Raw genomic sequence first — 18,491 nt, 5'->3', positions numbered from 1 at the left:
GAGGTGGTATAGTATGTTTAAATTTAATGACGACAAAGGGCAGCTGAAATGCTCTTTCTGTGGCAAATCGCAGGAGCAGGTCCGCAAATTAGTTGCAGGGCCCGGCGTTTATATATGTGACGAGTGCATTGACTTGTGCTCCGAAATCGTGGAAGAGGAACTTGGCCACGAGGAAGAAGTGGATCTGAAAGATATTCCGAAGCCACGGGAAATCCGTGACATTCTGGATCAGTACGTTATCGGACAGGATCAGGCGAAAAAATCGCTTTCTGTAGCCGTTTATAACCACTATAAGCGTATCAATACGCAGAACAAAATTGATGACGTTGAATTGCAAAAGAGCAATATTTTGCTGCTTGGACCAACGGGTTCCGGTAAAACACTACTTGCGCAAACCATGGCTAAAATCCTTAACGTTCCTTTTGCTATTGCAGATGCGACTTCCTTGACAGAGGCCGGATATGTGGGCGAAGACGTTGAGAATATTTTGCTGAAACTCATTCAAGCTGCAGATTTTGATGTGGAAAAAGCGGAACGCGGCATTATCTACATCGATGAGATTGATAAAGTGGCCCGTAAATCCGAGAACCCGTCTATTACACGTGACGTTTCCGGTGAGGGTGTTCAACAGGCTCTCCTGAAGATTTTGGAGGGAACTGTAGCTTCGGTTCCACCTCAAGGAGGACGAAAGCATCCGCATCAAGAATTCATTCAGATCGACACAACCAACATTCTGTTCATTTGCGGCGGAGCGTTTGACGGTCTGGAGCAGTACATCAAGCGCCGGATCGGCAAAAAGGTTATCGGCTTCAACGCTTCCGGTGAAGGTCAAAAAGACCTTAAGCCGGGTGAGTACCTGACAATGGTACTGCCGGAAGACCTTCTGAAATTCGGGCTGATTCCGGAATTCGTAGGACGTTTGCCAGTCATCTCCACGCTGGAGCCGCTGGATGAAAAGACGCTCGTTCGGATCTTGTCTGAGCCGAAGAATGCTCTTACGAAGCAGTATCAGAAGATGCTTGAACTCGACAACGTTAATCTGAAGTTTGAACCGGATGCGCTGGAAGCTATTGCTCGCGAAGCGATTAAGCGTAATACTGGTGCGCGCGGTCTTCGCTCCATCATCGAAGGCATTATGCTGGATGTGATGTATGAAGTTCCGTCCCGTGATGATATAACAGATTGCGTCATTACCGAGAAAGTTGTTCAGGATAAAGTCATCCCTGAACTTAAAGGAAATGGCAATAATGACAAGAAACAGGAAGAGAGCGCCTGATAAAGCGCTTTTGAAATAAATCAATGCCGATTCTCCACCCCTATCCTTTGTTAATTCATCTGGGTAGAGGTGGAGCTTTGGCGTTATATGGGAGAGATACAACCATGTTTTTGAGACAAGACACACGGCCCGTAAAAGTGGGGAATCTCACGATCGGCGGAAGCAATGAAGTCATTATTCAAAGCATGTGCACAACCAAAACCGCAGATGTTGAAGCCACAGTTGCTGAGATACTGCGATTGGAAGAAGCCGGATGTCAGCTCGTACGGGTTACGGTAAACAATGACGAGGCTGCAGCAGCCATTAAGGAAATTAAGAAACGAATTCATATTCCGCTGGTCGCAGACATTCATTTCAACTATAAATTGGCACTCGCCGCCATTGAGAATGGAATCGATAAAGTCCGCATTAACCCCGGCAACATCGGTAAACGTGAGAAAGTCGAAGCTGTCGTGAAGGCGTGCAAAGAAAAGGGAATTCCGATTCGCATCGGTGTAAACGCAGGCTCTTTGGAGAACCACTTACTGGAGAAATACGGTTACCCGACGCCCGAAGCTATGGTGGAGAGTGCCTTATTCCATATTGGTATTCTTGAAGAACTGGATTTCCATGATATCATTGTGTCGCTTAAAGCCTCTGATGTGCCTATGGCTATTGCCGCTTATACAAAAGCTGCGGAGGTCATTCCTTATCCACTGCATCTTGGTATCACTGAAGCCGGAACTTTGTTCTCTGGAACAGTAAAAAGCGCGGCTGGACTTGGTGTCCTATTATCCACGGGAATCGGCAGTACAATGCGGATTTCACTTAGTGCGGATCCGGTTGAGGAAATTAAGGTTGGTCGTGAATTGTTGAAAACATTCGGCTTGATCTCTGACGCTGCAACTCTCGTATCATGTCCGACATGCGGCAGACTAGACATTGATCTATTCTCCATTGCTAATGAAGTGGAAGAATATATTGCGAACATTAAGGTACCGATTAAAGTATCTGTCCTCGGGTGTGCCGTTAACGGTCCTGGCGAAGCTAGAGAAGCCGATATAGGTATTGCCGGAGCACGGGGTGAGGGACTGTTGTTCCGCTACGGAGAAATGATACGTAAAGTGCCTGAAGAGACGATGGTCGAGGAATTGAAAAAAGAGATTGATCATATCGTTAAAGTGTATGAAGAAACCGGTGAGATTCCGGGCAGAAAGCATAAAACGGGTGTGTAAACACTCGAAATAACTATAACTTAGAGGCTGCCTGAGGATTTATCCTTGGGTGGCCTTTTTTTGGCTCCGCGGTCTATGCTACGTTTCACTAGCAGACTGATGTGGTTGACACATAAAGCGCGCTACGGATTCGGACTCACATTCCACTATTTGCTGCAATCGACGAGTTTCGAAATTGTTCCGGCCTGTGATTCCGTTATTTTCTTAAAACATACCTGGTTTCGCATGAATAGGCGTAAATAACGGCTTCTCAGTCCGTGACCTCACTTGAATAGACGAAATTGCTCCATATAACGGAACGGGTGTCCCTCAAAATATCGCATATTTATTTTAAGGGCACACATTAATTTTCAGATTCTTTGCATTTCCTTTCAATGAGCCGTTTTACCATCCGATTAACAGGCAATACTACCATGTATTAACGTTTGATAATTGACATAATGGTAAAACGGGAGGAATGACTTATGAATCTGAATATTGTGCTCATGCTGGTTCAGCTGTTCTTTGCAGTGATTATCGGCATTTATTTCTGGAATCTGTTACGTGGACAAAAAACAAGTAAAACAGCGGTTGATCGGGAGTCCCGCAAAGAGCTGGATAAGCTCCGGAAGCTTCGATCGATATCGCTGACCAAACCTCTTGCAGAGAAGACCCGGCCACAGACGATGGATGATATCGTAGGTCAGAAAGATGGGCTCCGTGCCTTGAAGGCGGCTCTGTGCAGCGGCAACCCTCAGCATGTTATTGTATACGGGCCTCCTGGAGTAGGTAAGACGGCAGCGGCGCGTGTGGTCATGGAAGAAGCGAAGAAGAACCCGCAGTCTCCTTTTAAATTTGACGCCAAGTTTACGGAAATTGATGCGACAACCGCACGATTTGACGAACGGGGTATTGCCGATCCGCTGATCGGTTCCGTTCATGACCCGATTTATCAAGGGGCAGGAGCCATGGGAGTAGCCGGAGTTCCTCAACCAAAGCCAGGTGCTGTCACAAAAGCGCATGGAGGAATCTTATTTGTTGATGAAATCGGTGAATTGCACCCCATTCAGATGAATAAGCTGTTAAAAGTGCTGGAAGACCGCAAGGTGCTTCTCGAAAGTGCGTATTACAACTCGGAAGATGCCAACACGCCGGCGTATATCCATGATATTTTCCAAAACGGTCTGCCTGCTGACTTCCGATTGGTAGGTGCGACAACACGATCGCCAGAAGAGATTACGCCCGCTTTGCGATCGCGCTGTATGGAAATATTTTTTCGTCCTTTGCTTCCAGAAGAAATTGGACAAATTGCGGAAGATGCGATACAAAAAATTGGCTTACTTCCGTGTCCTGAAGCGGTGGAGGTTGTGAAACGGTACTCTACCAATGGGCGTGAGGCTGTTAACATGATTCAGCTTGCGGCAGGTTTGGCGCTTACAGAGAAACGGGAGACGCTTCGGGCAGCCGATGTGGAGTGGGTGGCGAGTAGCAGTCAGCTACAGCCGCGTCCGGACCGTAAAATTCCGGAAAGACCGCAGATCGGTCTCGTCAACGGCTTAGCCGTCTATGGTCCGAACATGGGAGCACTGCTTGAGATTGAGGTTTCAGCTGTTCCGGCAGAGAAGGGCCAGGGAACTTACAATATTACAGGAGTGGTCGATGAGGAGGAATTCGGAGGCGGTTCCCGTAAGCTCCGGCGCAAGAGCATGGCCAAAGGCTCCATAGAAAACGTGCTCACTGTACTTGGCTTCATGGGGTATAGACCGAAGGATTTTGATCTGCATATCAATTTCCCAGGAGGAACGCCAATCGATGGTCCTTCCGCGGGCATAGCGATGGCAACGGCGATTGTGTCAGCCATTAAAGGGATTGAAGTTGACAATAAAATCGCCATGACCGGCGAGATCAGCATTCACGGTAAAGTAAAGCCGATTGGCGGTGTCATCGCCAAGGTGGAGGCTGCATTCCAGGCAGGAGCGACCACGGTTATCATTCCGAAGGAGAACTGGCAAAGTCTGTTTCAGGATCTGAACGGTCTACGGGTTATTCCGGTGGAATCCGTTGATGAAGTGTTCGCTCAAGTGTTCGGGGGAGCCGTTACACCGGGAGTGGTTCAAATGCCTCAAGCGGAGACTTTTCCAGCGGCTTCGCCCTCTTTGTTGCAGGCGACTCCGCCGCGCAATGGGAAGATTACAGATGCAGGCAGCTGTTAACACCTACTTTGTTGGTTTTTATATGAAGATTTGATAAAATAGGAATAGTGTCAACATTGAGAGCCATTGGAGGTGTGAAAGCGATGGGACCCAGTAAATCAAAAGGTCGTCGTTTTCCTTTACTGCCTTTGAGAGGACTTCTCGTCTATCCAAGCATGGTATTGCATTTGGACGTAGGGCGGGAGAAATCGGTTAAGGCATTAGAAAAGGCGATGGTTGAAGACAATTTGATTCTCCTATGTTCTCAATCGGAAGTGAACATTGAAGAACCGACGCAAGAAGATATTTTTCGGATCGGTACAGTTGCGAATGTAAGACAAATGCTCAAACTTCCGAACGGTACCATACGTGTGCTTGTGGAAGGTATGGAACGGGCGGAAATTATTCAATATACGGATAACGAGGATTATTATGAAGTCCTCGCGCGTGAGCTTCCTGAAGAGGAGAACAGCGATTCCGAAGTAGCCGCTCTCATGAGAACGGTTCTGGGGCAATTCGAGAATTACATTAATCTGTCCAAAAAAGTGACGCCCGAGACACTGGCTGCGGTATCCGATATCGAAGAGCCGGGCCGGCTTGCGGATGTGATTACAAGCCACCTGTCCCTGAAGATCAAGGATAAGCAGGAGATTTTGGAGACGATTGATGTCCAGAAGCGTCTGGAGAAGCTACTTGATATCCTGAACAATGAGCGCGAAGTGCTGGAGCTTGAGCGTAAGATCAATCAGCGTGTCAAGAAACAGATGGAAAAAACCCAGAAGGAATATTATTTGCGTGAGCAAATGAAAGCGATCCAGAAAGAACTGGGGGAGAAAGAAGGGCGCGTCGGCGAAGTTGAGGAACTTCGCAATCAGCTGAAGGAACTTGAACTCCCGGAGCGTGTTAACGAGAAAGTTGAGAAAGAGATCGATCGTCTGGAGAAGATGCCGGCCAGCTCAGCTGAAGGCGGTGTCATCCGCAACTATGTGGATTGGCTGCTAGCACTGCCATGGACAAAACAGACTGAGGACGATCTGGATATTTTGAAAGCGGAACAGATTCTGGATGAAGATCATTATGGTCTGGAAAAACCGAAAGAGCGTGTTCTAGAATATCTGGCGGTTCAGAAGCTGGTAAAGAAGCTGAAAGGTCCGATTCTTTGTCTTGTTGGCCCGCCAGGGGTAGGTAAGACTTCCTTGGCCCGGTCCATAGCCCGTTCCCTTGAACGTAAGTTCGTACGTATTTCACTAGGCGGCGTGCGGGATGAGGCGGAAATCCGCGGTCACCGGCGCACCTATGTAGGTGCCATGCCGGGAAGAATTATTCAGGGCATGAAGACAGCGGGATCGAAGAACCCAGTGTTCCTGCTTGATGAAATCGATAAGATGGCTTCCGACTTCCGGGGGGATCCGTCATCTGCTCTGCTCGAAGTACTGGATCCGGAACAGAACAATACATTCAGCGATCATTTTATTGAAATTCCGTTTGATCTGTCACAGGTTATGTTTGTAACGACAGCCAATGCGCTGCACAATATTCCACGTCCGCTATTGGATCGTATGGAAGTTCTTTATATTCCAGGTTACACGGAGCTGGAGAAGCTGCAGATCGCTTCGCGCTACTTGCTTCCGAAGCAGAAGAGCGAGCACGGGCTGGAAGCAGAACAGCTGCAACTGGATGAGAATGCAATTTTAAAAGTGATCCGGGAATACACGCGTGAGTCGGGTGTACGGAATCTGGAGCAGCAAATTGCGGCATTATGCCGTAAAACGGCCAAAAGAATCGTAACGGATAATTCCGAAAAAATCACCATCGATGAAGAAGATATTAAGGACTATCTTGGCGTTTCGAAGTTCCGCTACGGTATGGCTGAGCTTGAGGATCAGGTGGGCAGTGTAACCGGTCTAGCCTGGACCGAAGTCGGTGGTGATACCCTCACCATCGAAGTTACCGTTGTCCCAGGCACGGGCAAGCTGACGCTCACAGGAAAACTTGGTGATGTCATGAAGGAATCTGCTCAAGCCGCATTCAGCTACACGCGGTCCAAAGCAGTGGAGCTTGGGATTGAACCGGATTTCCATGAGAAGCTGGATGTGCACATCCATATTCCAGAGGGCGCTATTCCGAAAGATGGACCTTCCGCCGGAATAACAATTGCTACCGCGCTCATATCATCATTGACGAAGCGTTACGTAGCACGCGATGTTGCCATGACTGGCGAAATTACTTTGCGCGGCCGGGTGCTGCCGATCGGCGGCTTGAAGGAAAAATCCCTTGCAGCCCACCGTGCAGGTTACAAAAAAATTCTACTACCGAAAGACAACGAACGGGACTTGCGCGATATACCAGACAGCGTAAAGAACGATGTTGAATTTGTTCCCGTATCCCATATGGATCAAGTGCTCCAGCACGCGCTGGTGGAGCAAACGGGAGTGCATTAGAGAGGAATACTGAATATGAAAGTAACAAAATCAGAATTTGTTATCAGCGCTGTAGGTCCCGACCAATACCCTGTAGACGCCTTGCCGGAGATTGCTCTGGCAGGGCGTTCCAATGTGGGTAAATCTTCGCTTATCAACAGGATGCTATCTCGTAAAAATTTGGCCCGTACAAGTTCGACTCCAGGTAAAACACAACAGTTGAACTATTACCGTGCGAACGATGATTTATATTTGGTGGATTTTCCGGGGTATGGTTATGCGAAAGTATCCAAAACACAACGCGCTGCATTTGGTGAAATGATTGAGAGATATTTGCTGAACCGTGAGGAGCTAAAACTTGTTCTGCTCGTTGTAGATCTGCGTCATCCGCCATCAAAAGATGATATCATCATGTACGATTGGCTTCAGTATTATGATCGTGATGTCTGTGTCGTAGCAACCAAGGCCGATAAAATCCCGCGAAGTCGTTGGTCCAAGCATATCAAAATGGTGAAGGAAACGTTAGGTTTTCGTCCGCATCATTCGATGGTCATGTTTTCATCCGAAAGTGGTTTGGGTAAGGATGAATTATGGAGTATTATTCAGTCTTATACAAACTATGAATTAGAAACAGATGAGGTCAATGAAGGCGATGAGGACGATACTTTCTCTATAGAAAAGGGACTGGAATAAGGGTTGCCTGCTTATTTCCTGTGAAATCATTTTTTCATCATATAGCGTAGAGATATGGTGCATTTTCTGTGTGAAAGTGAGAATCCCTTTGAAATTGTTAGAGAAATTCCGTCTTAAACCGTTTTTTTATGAAATTTGCTGAATAATCTCAATCCGTTGACAAGAAAAATCCTTGTAGCCTGCGTTATAATGGTTGTAAGGATTGTTAAAAGAATTGAGGAGATTTTTATGGCTCATAGGTTAGCCACAGAATATGTTAATGCCACCATGCAAATGACAGACGTTCAAATGAATCAATTTCTGCAGAGTACCATAACTTCCCAGATTAATTTTCGGGTTAAGGTGATGGACGGCGGAGGGCAGGAGATCGTGCTCGAAGACGAAAGCGGGGAAGAAGTTCATTTGCCTTTTGAACGCAAAGATGGCTTTTATGTCTGTGAGCTGTCCTGCCGATTGGTAACCCCTCAACTGACCAATGCCGTGCGCAAGCTTTTTTCGGCTTTCAAAGGATCAGGTAAGGTAAATCGGATTTACCGTGGATTCATTATGAGCTATGACTACCATGATGGAACAGTAAAGCGCATTGAACAGCTGGCAGAAGACGACTGCAGTCTGGTTTATGAGTACAAGAATACGGCAGGTGAACTGCAGCGCCTGTACAACAGCAATGAAACAGAGAAAGAGATCGAGTCCATTCACCTTCACATTAACGATCTTCTGGATCAGAGAATAGCTGCGGTTACCATGTCGAGCATTGAAGGTATCGATGAGCAGCTTCGGAATTTCAATCAGCGACTGTTTGTACTAGAGGCTTAAGTAATTATATTGTATTAACTAAAAGCTACCCTTTTATTCGGGGGCTTTTTTTGTTAGGCCTCTACCCCTAACAAAGACATTTAACAAGCTGAAAATACAACTTGTCCATGATGAGCAAACCTTTATTCATTTTCATATGCTGATCTGTAAAATAAATATCATCAATTTTCAAAAATGTATTGCATTTCAACCATATTGATGTTATTTTTAATCTCGTTGAAAAGAATATAGGAACCAGGATTCACTCAGGACATGTAATGTTGCGAGAGATTATTCCCTCGGGAAGTGAATGACGTAGGTCCTAGCGGATGAAATTTTTCAAACATTTTATTCCTAGGAAGGGGGAAACCGAAAGATGGAATACTCAACTTTCGGAAGACACGTTGCTGTTGATACTTGGGGAGTCGACTTTGAACTACTGAACAGTGCTGAATTTTTGCAAGCTCAGATGGTGGAAGCCGCTGAAGCCTGCGGAGCAACGGTAATGTCCGTCCAGTCCAAGCAATTTGAACCACAAGGTGCTACAGTTCTTGTGCTACTGTCGGAAAGCCATCTCTCTATTCACACTTATCCTGAGAGAGGTTTTGCTGCGATTGACTGTTATACCTGCGGGGAAACGGTAGATCCGCAATTGGCTATTGATTACCTGGTATCCGTTTTAAAACCTGAAAAATGCTTTGCAAAAAAACTCGTACGCGGTTTAGGCGAAATGACTGTCGAAACGCCCGAGATGAAACAGGCCGAATTGGTGTAAGTAGGCCTCCTAAATGTGTATACTGATAACCATGGAATTCTCCATGGTTATTTATTTTATACGAATAGAGTAACAAAGGGAATTGCTCCGTATATCTCCAACTGAAACATACCACAATAGTAAGGGGACTTCATAAACATTTCATAAAATAGACAAGGAATTTCGACAACCTGTGATATAATTATCATGGTCAAACAAGTCGTTTTATTGTAAGTGTAATGTACTATACTGAGCGCATTAAAAACCATTAGGCAGGTGAACACGCAATGCACATCGTCGTTGTTGGGTTGAACTATCGCACGGCGCCTGTGGAAGTCAGAGAACGTTTTACATTTGCGGAGCAAGATTTGCCCGAGGCGTTGAACCAGCTGAAGTCAACCAAGAGCGTATTAGAGGGCGTCATTGTCGCTACCTGTAATCGTACTGAGATTTATGTGGTGGTTGACCGCCTTCATATGTGCGGCTATTTTATCCGTAGTTTTATGGAGCAGTGGTTTGACATTAAACGTGAAGAGTTTACACAGCATCTCTATATATATGAAGATGAGCAGGCAATTTCGCATTTGTTCAAAGTGACCTGTGGTCTGGATTCCATGGTTATTGGTGAGACGCAAATTCTAGGACAGGTACGTAGTGCCTTCTTGAAGTCTCAAGAGGAGAAGGCGACAGGCACCTGGTTTAATATGTTATTTAAGCAGTCTGTTACCTTGGGGAAACGGGCTCATTCCGAAACTTCTATCGGAGAAAGCGCAGTTTCTGTAAGTTATGCAGCTGTTGAATTGGGCAAACGAATATTTGGAACATTTAACGATAAAAAGGTGCTTATCTTGGGCGCCGGAAAAATGAGTGAGCTAACCGTCAAGCACTTGTATGCCAATGGTGCAGCTGAAGTCATTGTAGCGAACCGAACGATAGTTCGTGCAGAGGAGCTTGCTCGTAAATTTCGGGGAACTCCGTGCAGTATGCTGGAAGCGATGGAGCGCCTTCATGAGGTAGATATCGTCATCAGCTCCACAGGCGCGAATGATTATGTGCTGAGTCCGACACGGGTCAAAGAAAGTATGAAGAAACGTCAGTCCCGGCCTCTCTTTATGATCGACATTGCCGTCCCTCGGGACATTGATCCTGCGGTGGGCGAAGTATCCAACGTATTCTTATATGATATTGATGATCTGGAAGGTATTGTGGAGAGCAATATGGAGATGCGGCGTGCGGAAGCAGCCAAAATCGAAGTTATGATCGAAGAGGAAATGGATGCATTCTATCAGTGGTTGAAGACGCTTGGCGTCAGACCTGCAATCCGGGCATTGCAGGATAAATCGAACAACATTCATGAGGAAACGCTTGAAAGCTTGTTTAACAAACTTCCTGAGCTGGATGAGCGCCAGCGCAAAGTCATTCGTCGTCTGACGAAGAGTATTGTGAATCAGATGATGCATGACCCGATCAACCGGATCAAAGAAATGACGGGCGGAAAGCATGGCGGTGAAGCACTGGATTATTTCACGCAAATTTTCGCTTTGGAAAGTTTGATGGAAGAGAATGAACAAGGAGCAGACAGTAAGGCTCTGAGTAATGCAAACCCATCTGAGGTGGAGTCTTTGGTCAAATCGGCGGATCAATCTGCTGAGCAGAAATCGGTGCGGATTTCTCTGACCCCTGCCGCTCTTTAAGGCAGGTGACGTAACTCATGTTTTTAAACCTAATCTATGATGCTGGCATTTGTATCTATGCCCTGAGCCTTCTGTTTTATATCTCGGATTGCGTGAAACGCAATCGGGCAGCGAAGCGGATAGGCACAGGGCTTCTTGTTGTTGCAGCTCTTTTTCAGTGTGGTGCCATTGGAATACGGGTAGGGGAAACAGGAACATTCCCCGTTTTTACTTCTTTTGATTTTTTGCTGCTCAGTTCGTTCAGTGTAACAGTGACATCCATTGCCATTATTTTTACGAGGCGGGCGGAATTTGCTGCACTTCTTATGAATATAATCGGTTTTTGCGTTATGTTCCTTAATGGGTTGTTGCTTACCGCAGGATATAATCCCTTGGAGAGCTGGCAGACGGTTCATGGGCTGTTAATGCTGCATATCGCACTTGCAAGCATCAGCTTTACGGCGTTAACCGTTGGAGCGGTCTTTGCGGGGATGTACATGTTTCTGCACCGTAAGTTAAAGCACAAGAAGTGGAACGATATAATCCGAAGACTTCCCAGCCTTGAGATATTAGATAAATATTCATATTATGCTCTATTAACGGGTACACCAGTGCTGATATTGTCTTTGGTCATTGCGGTGTTGTCCATTGCCACTGAGGGACGTTGGACGCTTCTGGCGGATCTGAAGGTACTGTCAACCGCAGTTGCACTTGGCATTTATATATATTACTTCGTGCGGCGGCATTTGCAGCACCGGTCTGGGTTAGAGACCGCAGTGTGGGCATTGATCGGATTTGCATTTATCGTGTTGAATTTCTTTTTAAATGCTTGGTCTGAGTTTCACCGCTGGTCGGGAGTGTGATTAGTAAATATGGTTCATTATGTTCCGGTTATGTTGAACTGCGAGGGTCAGACTTGCATTATTATAGGTGGGGGCCTGGTGGCTGAGCGAAAGGTTGAGACGCTGCTGGGTGCCGGTGCCTTGGTACATATTATAAGTCCTCACATAAGTGAGGGGCTTCTTCAACTGGTTGATTCAGGACGGATTCAATGGACCTGTAGAGAATACAAAGACGGCGACATCAAAGGAGCATTTTTGGTGCATGCTGCTACAGATGTTCCGGCAGTAAATGATGCGGTCGCCGCAGAGGCCCGCCAGCTTGGGGTATTGATTAACGTGGCAAGCAGCGGGGAATCCGGTAACTTTATCAATCCGGCTGTTATGAAGAGAGGCAGGCTTACGATCGCGGTGTCTACGTCCGGTTCTGGTCCGCTTGTAGCGGTGGATATATGCAACCGACTGGAGGAACAGCTTGGGGACGAATTTGAGCTGTACCTTGAGTTTTTGTATACCATGCGTTGCGCGGTCAAGAAAGAGGTGTCATCGGCTTCTGTACGGCGGAAGCTTTTGCGAAAAATACATGAAATCGATATACTACAGGACATAAGGCGGGGAAGTTATACTCCGTGGAGTCCGGAACAGATCCAACAATGGATCAGTCACAATCAGGAGGAATAAGTATGCGTACAATTGTGGTTGGTAGCAGACAAAGCGCACTTGCGCTTACCCAGACAGGCCAAGTTATCGATGATTTGAAACGATTGGCCCGCGAGAACGGAATGGAATTTGATTTTGAAGTTAAAAAGATCATTACAAAAGGTGACCGCATTCTGGATGTCACGCTGTCTAAGGTTGGCGGCAAGGGACTGTTCGTCAAGGAAATCGAGCAGGCGATGATCGATGGCGAAATTGATATAGCCGTCCACAGTATGAAGGATATGCCCTCTGTTCTGCCTAAAGGCCTCACGACGGGAGCTGTTCCGCGCAGAAAAGATCCCCGGGATTGTCTCATATCACTGGAAGCTGACAGCTTGGACAGTCTGCCACAAGGAGCGAAGGTAGGGACAAGTAGTCTTCGCCGTTCCAGCCAGCTGAAGGCATACCGTCCGGATTTGCAGCTTGAATGGATTCGCGGTAATATCGACTCCCGTCTTCGCAAGTTGGAGAACGGAGAATATCAGGCTATCATTCTGGCAGCAGCGGGTCTTCAGCGGATGGGGTGGGAGGATCGGATCACATCGTACTTGTCTATTGAGACGTGTCTGCCTGCGGTAGGACAGGGTGCACTCGGCATTGAGTGTCGGGAAGTTGATGCAGAGCTTTTGGCGCTGCTTGCCCTTTATAATGATGAAGAAACAGCCCGGACGGTAGCCGCTGAACGTAAGTATCTGAATGAGCTCAACGGGGGCTGTCAGGTACCGATAGGTGCGTATGCGGTGCTGACCGAGGCTCCAGCAGGTCATTCCCTAGAAGGACAGAGCATTATTCAATTAACCGGCATGGTGGGTTCGCCAGACGGAGATCTCGTATTGAAGGAAAGTGCTGAAGGAACAGATCCGGAGGCTTTAGGCGTAGAGGTTTCAGATAAGCTGAAAGCTAAGGGAGCGGAGCAGATTCTAGCGCAAGTTAGGGGATGATCGGATGATAGGTAAGGTTTACTTAGTTGGAGCAGGGCCTGGCGATGCGCGGCTGATTACGATTAAGGGGAAGGAATGCATCGAAAAAGCGGATGCTGTAGTATATGACCGCTTAGCCTCTCCCCGTCTGCTGAGATGGATGAAGCCGGGAGCCGAGAAAGTGTATGTTGGAAAGCTTCCTGACAGGCATACGATGAAACAGGAAGAAATCAATCAACTGTTAGTTGATCTGGCGCTTACGGGAAAGACGGTTGTCCGGCTCAAGGGCGGTGACCCTACGATCTTCGGAAGGGTAGGGGAAGAGGCGGAACTTTTGTACCGCCACGGAATCGCTTTTGAAATCGTTCCAGGCATAACATCGTCGATCAGTGTTCCTGCATATGCAGGTATTCCGGTCACCCATCGCGATCTTGCGTCCTCGTTGTCTATCATTACAGGGCATGAGAGTCCAGATAAGCTGGACCGGATGATCCAGTGGGATAAGGTAACAAATGCAACGGGCACGCTGATCTTTATGATGGGTGTAGCCAAAATCGGATATATTAGCCGCCAATTAATTGCTCACGGAAGGCCGCCGGAGACCCCGGTGGCTCTTGTGCGCTGGGGAACGCGTGCTGAGCAGGATACGATTACCGGGACGCTTGCTGATATTGAAGAAATCGTAAAGGCAGCCAATTTTCAACCTCCGGCGGTTATTGTCGTGGGTGAGGTTGTTCTGCAGCGTGAGCATCTGAAGTGGGCCGAACAACTGCCTTTGTTTGGCAAACGAATCCTTGTGACCCGGTCTCGCAGCCAGGCTAGTCAGCTTATAAGCCGGATTGAGGATTTGGGCGGGGAGCCATATGAATTCCCGGTCATCGAGACCATTATGCCAACCTCGAGCCTGGATATGTCGGAGATTCATCAAGCACTGGATAAGCTTAATCAGTATGACTGGGTGTTTTTTACAAGTGTGAACGGAGTGGATTTTTTCTTCCGTCACCTGAATGAGTCAGGCAAGGATATACGGGCTCTGGCAGGTGCCAGAATCGCAGCGGTTGGACCTGCAACAGCGGGTGCTTTACGTGAACGTGGGATTACTGCTGAAGTGCTGAAGGAACGCTACCAGGCAGAAGGACTTGTGGATGCATTCGGACCGGAGTTGAAGGCAGGTCAGCAAGTACTTCTTCCACGTGGAGATCTCGGCCGGAGCTGGCTTCCAGAGGAACTGACCCGAATGGGACTGCATGTGACAGACATCAAGACATATGAAACGATCCTTTGCGGTGAGGATGACGACGAGCTGCTCAAACTGTTTGAGGAAGGCGGCATTCATGCCGTTACGTTCACCAGTTCTTCGACCGTTACGAACTTGCTGCGTGTCCTGGAACGGATGGGTGGAGACGCGCACACACCACTGGAGCTGCTTCGCGATAGTACTATTGCCTGCATCGGTCCGCTGACAGCCGAAACGGCCAAGGAGGCAGGGCTGAACGTATCGATTATGGCTGAGGAAGCGACAATCGATAGCCTGGTCGATGCTTTGTGTGAATGGAATAAGGACGAACCGCGCCGCCACCGGGATTGATTTATAAGGGACTTATAAATTTAATATGAGACAATTCGACATTATACTTTTTTAACCTGGAGGGATTGAACATGAGTTTTCCGATTGTACGCCACCGCCGGTTGCGTCAAAGTGCTGGCATTCGCAACATGGTCCGTGAGACAGTATTGAACATCGAAGATTTAGTGCAACCCATCTTTGTAACCCATGGAACCGGAGTAAAGACTGAGATTTCATCCATGCCGGGAGTGTTTCATTTCTCTTTGGATACGCTGAAAGAGGAAGTGAACGAAATTGCTGCTCTTGGAATTCCGGCTGTGCTGCTGTTTGGTATACCTGAAAGCAAAGATAGCGTGGGATCGTCCGGTTTTGCGGATGATGGGATCGTTCAGGAAGCAACACGGCTTATTAAGGAATGGTATCCTGATCTGTTGGTAATCGCCGATACTTGCCTTTGCGAATTTACAGATCACGGACATTGCGGTATGGTTCATACGTTTGAACGTGACGGGCATGTCCATGGAGACGTAATGAACGACGAATCTTTGGAACTTCTGGCACGTACAGCGGTTTCCCAAGCAAAAGCCGGTGCTGATATCATTGCTCCTTCCAACATGATGGACGGGTTCGTGCAAGCAATTCGGACAGCGCTAGATGAAGAAGGCTTCCAGCATATTCCGATCATGTCTTATTCGGTTAAATATGCTTCTGCCTTTTACGGGCCATTCCGTGAAGCGGCTGATTCTGCTCCGCAGTTCGGCGACCGTAAGACATATCAGATGGATCCTGCTAATGTACGGGAAGCGCTGCGTGAAGCTGAAAGTGATGTGCTCGAAGGTGCTGACATGCTTATGGTCAAGCCGGCTCTCGCATACCTGGATATTGTGAGATTGCTTCGGGATCAGTTTGATCTGCCGCTTGTAGCCTATAATGTCAGCGGTGAATACTCGATGGTCAAAGCAGCTGCAATGCAGGGATGGATTAATGAACAGGCAATCGTGTTGGAAATGCTCACAGGAATGAAGCGAGCCGGAGCAGACATTATTATTACTTATTTCTCCAAAGATGCAGCTCGCTGGATCCGGAACCGTTAGAAATAGTATTGTCATTTGACAGATAGGAGTGGCATGAAATGAGTCAAGGTATGCGAAAAGAAGAAGCGTCACGTGTCGCCTTTGAAGAGGCGAAACATTATATTCCAGGCGGCGTCAACAGTCCGGTACGGGCATTCAAATCGGTGGGGTTGACACCGATCTATATGGAACGCGGTGAAGGAAGTCGCGTGTATGATATTGACGGCAACAGCTTTATTGATTATGTCGGATCATGGGGGCCGCTTATTATGGGCCATGCCCATCCTGACGTTGTAGAAGCGCTGCGTGAAACGGCTACCAAAGGCACGAGCTTTGGAGCACCGACACTGCTCGAAACAGAGATGGCGAAACTTGTCTGTGAACGTGTACCTTCAATCGAAGTTGTCCGGATGGTGAATTCCGGGACGGAAGCAACGATGAGTGCGATCCGTCTTGCTCGTGGTTACACCGGCCGCAGTAAGATTATTAAATTCGAAGGCTCTTATCATGGGCATGCTGACAGCTTACTTATTAAAGCGGGTTCAGGTATCGCAACGCTGGGTTTACCGGATAGCCCGGGTGTTCCAGAAGCGGTAGCAACGAATACGATTGCTGTTCCGTATAATGACCTGGAGTCGGTGCAACTGGCGTTTGAACGCTTTGGCAACGAGATTGCGGCTGTTATTGTGGAGCCTGTAGCAGGGAACATGGGTGTTGTGCCTCCACATGAAGGGTTCTTGGAAGGTTTACGTAAGGTAACGACGGATTACGGCAGCCTGCTTATTTTTGATGAGGTTATGACTGGCTTCCGTGTGGACATTCATTGTGCCCAGGGAAGATTCGGTGTTACGCCGGACTTAACTTGCCTTGGAAAAGTAATTGGCGGAGGTCTGCCTGTGGGTGCCTATGGCGGTAAACGTGAGATTATGGACCAGATAGCGCCAGCCGGTCCTATTTATCAAGCAGGAACCCTGAGTGGTAATCCGCTTGCCATGGCAGCCGGCTACACCACGCTTAAGCTGCTGACGCCGGCTATATATGATCAACTAGAAGAGCGGGGAGCACAGCTTCAGGCTGGCTTAGAACGGAATGCTCGTGAATTCGGTATACCACTATCCATTAATCGCATTGGATCGATGGTCTGCCCATTCTTTACAGACCAGCAGGTAATCAATTTCGATACGGCCAAGAGCAGTGATCTGGACTTGTTCCGCCGTTATTTTGCAGCGATGGTTCAGGAGGGGGTTAGCGTACCTCCATCTCAGTTCGAAGGCATGTTCATATCGGCGGCGCATACGAAGGAAGACATTGATGCGACGATCGAAGCTAATTACAATGCCTTTAAAAGCCTGTGAGCTACCAAGGGAACTGGGTTCGGCGCGGTGAGTGGCTGGAACTGACGCCGGGCAAAATTCTGACTGGACAGTCTGATCGTGAGGGTGCTACGGCAAAGTGGCTGCTCGAAACCGTAGGAATGCCGGAGAAGCTTTTGCGAAAGCTCCAGCATACTGAAGGCATACAGTGGAGAGGAGATCGGCTGCGGCTGTCTCTTTTCCCAGCGAGGGAGGCGGGCATCGAACCGATATGGAGCGAGCTGGAGATTCTATACGAGGATGATTTTTGCCTCGTCGTGAACAAGCCTGCCGGTATGGCCGTTCATCCGGATGACCGTGGAACCGAGACGACATTGAACCACGCTGTAGCTGCTTATTACGAAGTATCGGGAGTGGAAGCGGCTGTCCGCCACATTCATCGCCTTGATAAAGATACAACGGGCCCTGTGCTATATGCCAAAAACGAGTATGCCCAGCTCAAGCTCGATGAAGCGATGAGACAGAAGGAAATTGTCCGGATTTATGCGGCTATTGTCCAGGGACGTGTGTCACCGGACTTGAAGGTGATTGATCTGCCGATCGGCAGAGATAGGCATCATGCCCAGCGCAGGCGTGTATCGCTGACCGGTCAGTCAGCCGTGACGCGGGTGATTGAATCCGAAGTGTATAGAGAAGCCAGTGTGCTGTATTTAAGCCTGGAGACTGGGAGGACCCATCAGATTCGCGTCCATTTAAGCCATATGGGACATGCTATTCTCGGAGATTCACTGTATGGCGGATATTCTGTCAGCTTCGGCCGTCAGGCGCTCCATGGGGCGCGGCTGAGCTTTTCTCACCCGTTTACGGGAGAGATTATTGAGGTCTCCGCCCCGTGGCCTGAGGATCTTCTCCGGCTGAAGGAAGAAATATCAAGTAAACTTTTTCTGAGATAGAGGCCGTTTTGAACGGCCTTTTTTGTTTTGGTTTTGGATATTGTTTTACGCAATGAGGGATTTAACAGGTGAATAGGGGTTCCGTTAAGTGATTTCCGGATAGTGCCCGCAAAAAAGTCATGCTCCCCCAA

General features: G+C 47.9%; 15 protein-coding genes. All 15 read left to right on the top strand.

Translation table 11 applies throughout. The features are described from left to right. Positions 1-13: 13 nt before the first annotated feature. The 15 genes from clpX (at position 14) to AC2TF5_RS21040 (ending at position 18,360) form a co-directional block, all read left to right on the top strand. Complete coding sequence (gene clpX, locus AC2TF5_RS21110; protein WP_491299089.1) at positions 14-1,276, top strand: ATP-dependent protease ATP-binding subunit ClpX; 1,263 nt, start codon at positions 14-16, stop codon at positions 1,274-1,276. Positions 1,277-1,380: 104 nt separating this feature from the next. Further along, on the top strand, positions 1,381-2,490 hold the full coding sequence (gene ispG / locus AC2TF5_RS21105; RefSeq protein ID WP_491299088.1) for a flavodoxin-dependent (E)-4-hydroxy-3-methylbut-2-enyl-diphosphate synthase: 1,110 nt from the start codon (positions 1,381-1,383) through the stop codon (positions 2,488-2,490). Between the two features lie 464 nt (positions 2,491-2,954). Further along, complete coding sequence (gene lonB / locus AC2TF5_RS21100; protein ID WP_491299087.1) at positions 2,955-4,682, top strand: ATP-dependent protease LonB; 1,728 nt, start codon at positions 2,955-2,957, stop codon at positions 4,680-4,682. Positions 4,683-4,765: 83 nt separating this feature from the next. Then, positions 4,766-7,102: an endopeptidase La gene (lon, locus tag AC2TF5_RS21095; protein WP_491299086.1), complete on the top strand. Its 2,337-nt coding sequence runs from the start codon at positions 4,766-4,768 to the stop codon at positions 7,100-7,102. A gap of 15 nt (positions 7,103-7,117) precedes the next feature. Then, positions 7,118-7,774, top strand: coding sequence for a ribosome biogenesis GTP-binding protein YihA/YsxC (yihA, locus tag AC2TF5_RS21090; RefSeq protein ID WP_491299085.1), 657 nt, complete (start codon positions 7,118-7,120; stop codon positions 7,772-7,774). Positions 7,775-8,002: 228 nt separating this feature from the next. Next, positions 8,003-8,590, top strand: a complete 588-nt coding sequence (locus tag AC2TF5_RS21085) for a non-ribosomal peptide synthetase module (RefSeq protein WP_491299084.1) — start codon at positions 8,003-8,005, stop codon at positions 8,588-8,590. Between the two features lie 355 nt (positions 8,591-8,945). Then, the gene (gene speD, locus AC2TF5_RS21080) at positions 8,946-9,344 is read left to right on the top strand and encodes an adenosylmethionine decarboxylase (RefSeq protein WP_208915321.1); all 399 of its coding nucleotides are present in this window, start codon (positions 8,946-8,948) and stop codon (positions 9,342-9,344) included. A 266-nt stretch (positions 9,345-9,610) separates the two neighbouring features. Then, a complete protein-coding gene (gene hemA, locus AC2TF5_RS21075; RefSeq protein WP_491299083.1) occupies positions 9,611-11,017 on the top strand; it encodes a glutamyl-tRNA reductase in 1,407 nt (468 codons plus the stop codon). A 17-nt stretch (positions 11,018-11,034) separates the two neighbouring features. After that, positions 11,035-11,859: a cytochrome c biogenesis protein CcsA gene (gene ccsA / locus AC2TF5_RS21070; RefSeq protein ID WP_491299082.1), complete on the top strand. Its 825-nt coding sequence runs from the start codon at positions 11,035-11,037 to the stop codon at positions 11,857-11,859. A 78-nt stretch (positions 11,860-11,937) separates the two neighbouring features. Further along, positions 11,938-12,516, top strand: coding sequence for a precorrin-2 dehydrogenase/sirohydrochlorin ferrochelatase family protein (locus AC2TF5_RS21065; protein ID WP_491299081.1), 579 nt, complete (start codon positions 11,938-11,940; stop codon positions 12,514-12,516). A gap of 2 nt (positions 12,517-12,518) precedes the next feature. Then, complete coding sequence (hemC, locus tag AC2TF5_RS21060; RefSeq protein WP_491299080.1) at positions 12,519-13,475, top strand: hydroxymethylbilane synthase; 957 nt, start codon at positions 12,519-12,521, stop codon at positions 13,473-13,475. Positions 13,476-13,479: 4 nt separating this feature from the next. Then, positions 13,480-15,042 carry a uroporphyrinogen-III C-methyltransferase gene (gene cobA, locus AC2TF5_RS21055; RefSeq protein ID WP_491299079.1) on the top strand — a complete coding sequence of 521 codons (1,563 nt, stop codon included), beginning with the start codon at positions 13,480-13,482 and terminating at the stop codon, positions 15,040-15,042. Between the two features lie 71 nt (positions 15,043-15,113). Beyond that, positions 15,114-16,115 (top strand): porphobilinogen synthase, encoded by a 1,002-nt coding sequence (gene hemB / locus AC2TF5_RS21050; RefSeq protein WP_491299078.1) that lies wholly within the window; start codon positions 15,114-15,116, stop codon positions 16,113-16,115. Between the two features lie 38 nt (positions 16,116-16,153). Next, positions 16,154-17,449, top strand: coding sequence for a glutamate-1-semialdehyde 2,1-aminomutase (gene hemL, locus AC2TF5_RS21045; protein WP_491299077.1), 1,296 nt, complete (start codon positions 16,154-16,156; stop codon positions 17,447-17,449). Continuing rightward, positions 17,446-18,360, top strand: coding sequence for an RluA family pseudouridine synthase (locus AC2TF5_RS21040; protein ID WP_491299076.1), 915 nt, complete (start codon positions 17,446-17,448; stop codon positions 18,358-18,360). Before hemL ends, AC2TF5_RS21040 begins: the two co-directional genes overlap by 4 nt. Positions 18,361-18,491 lie beyond the last annotated feature (131 nt).

Source organism: Paenibacillus sp. JNUCC 34, from assembly GCF_058269055.1.
Note: the sequence above shows the minus strand (reverse complement) of the source record. Positions and strands in the feature narration are given on the sequence as shown.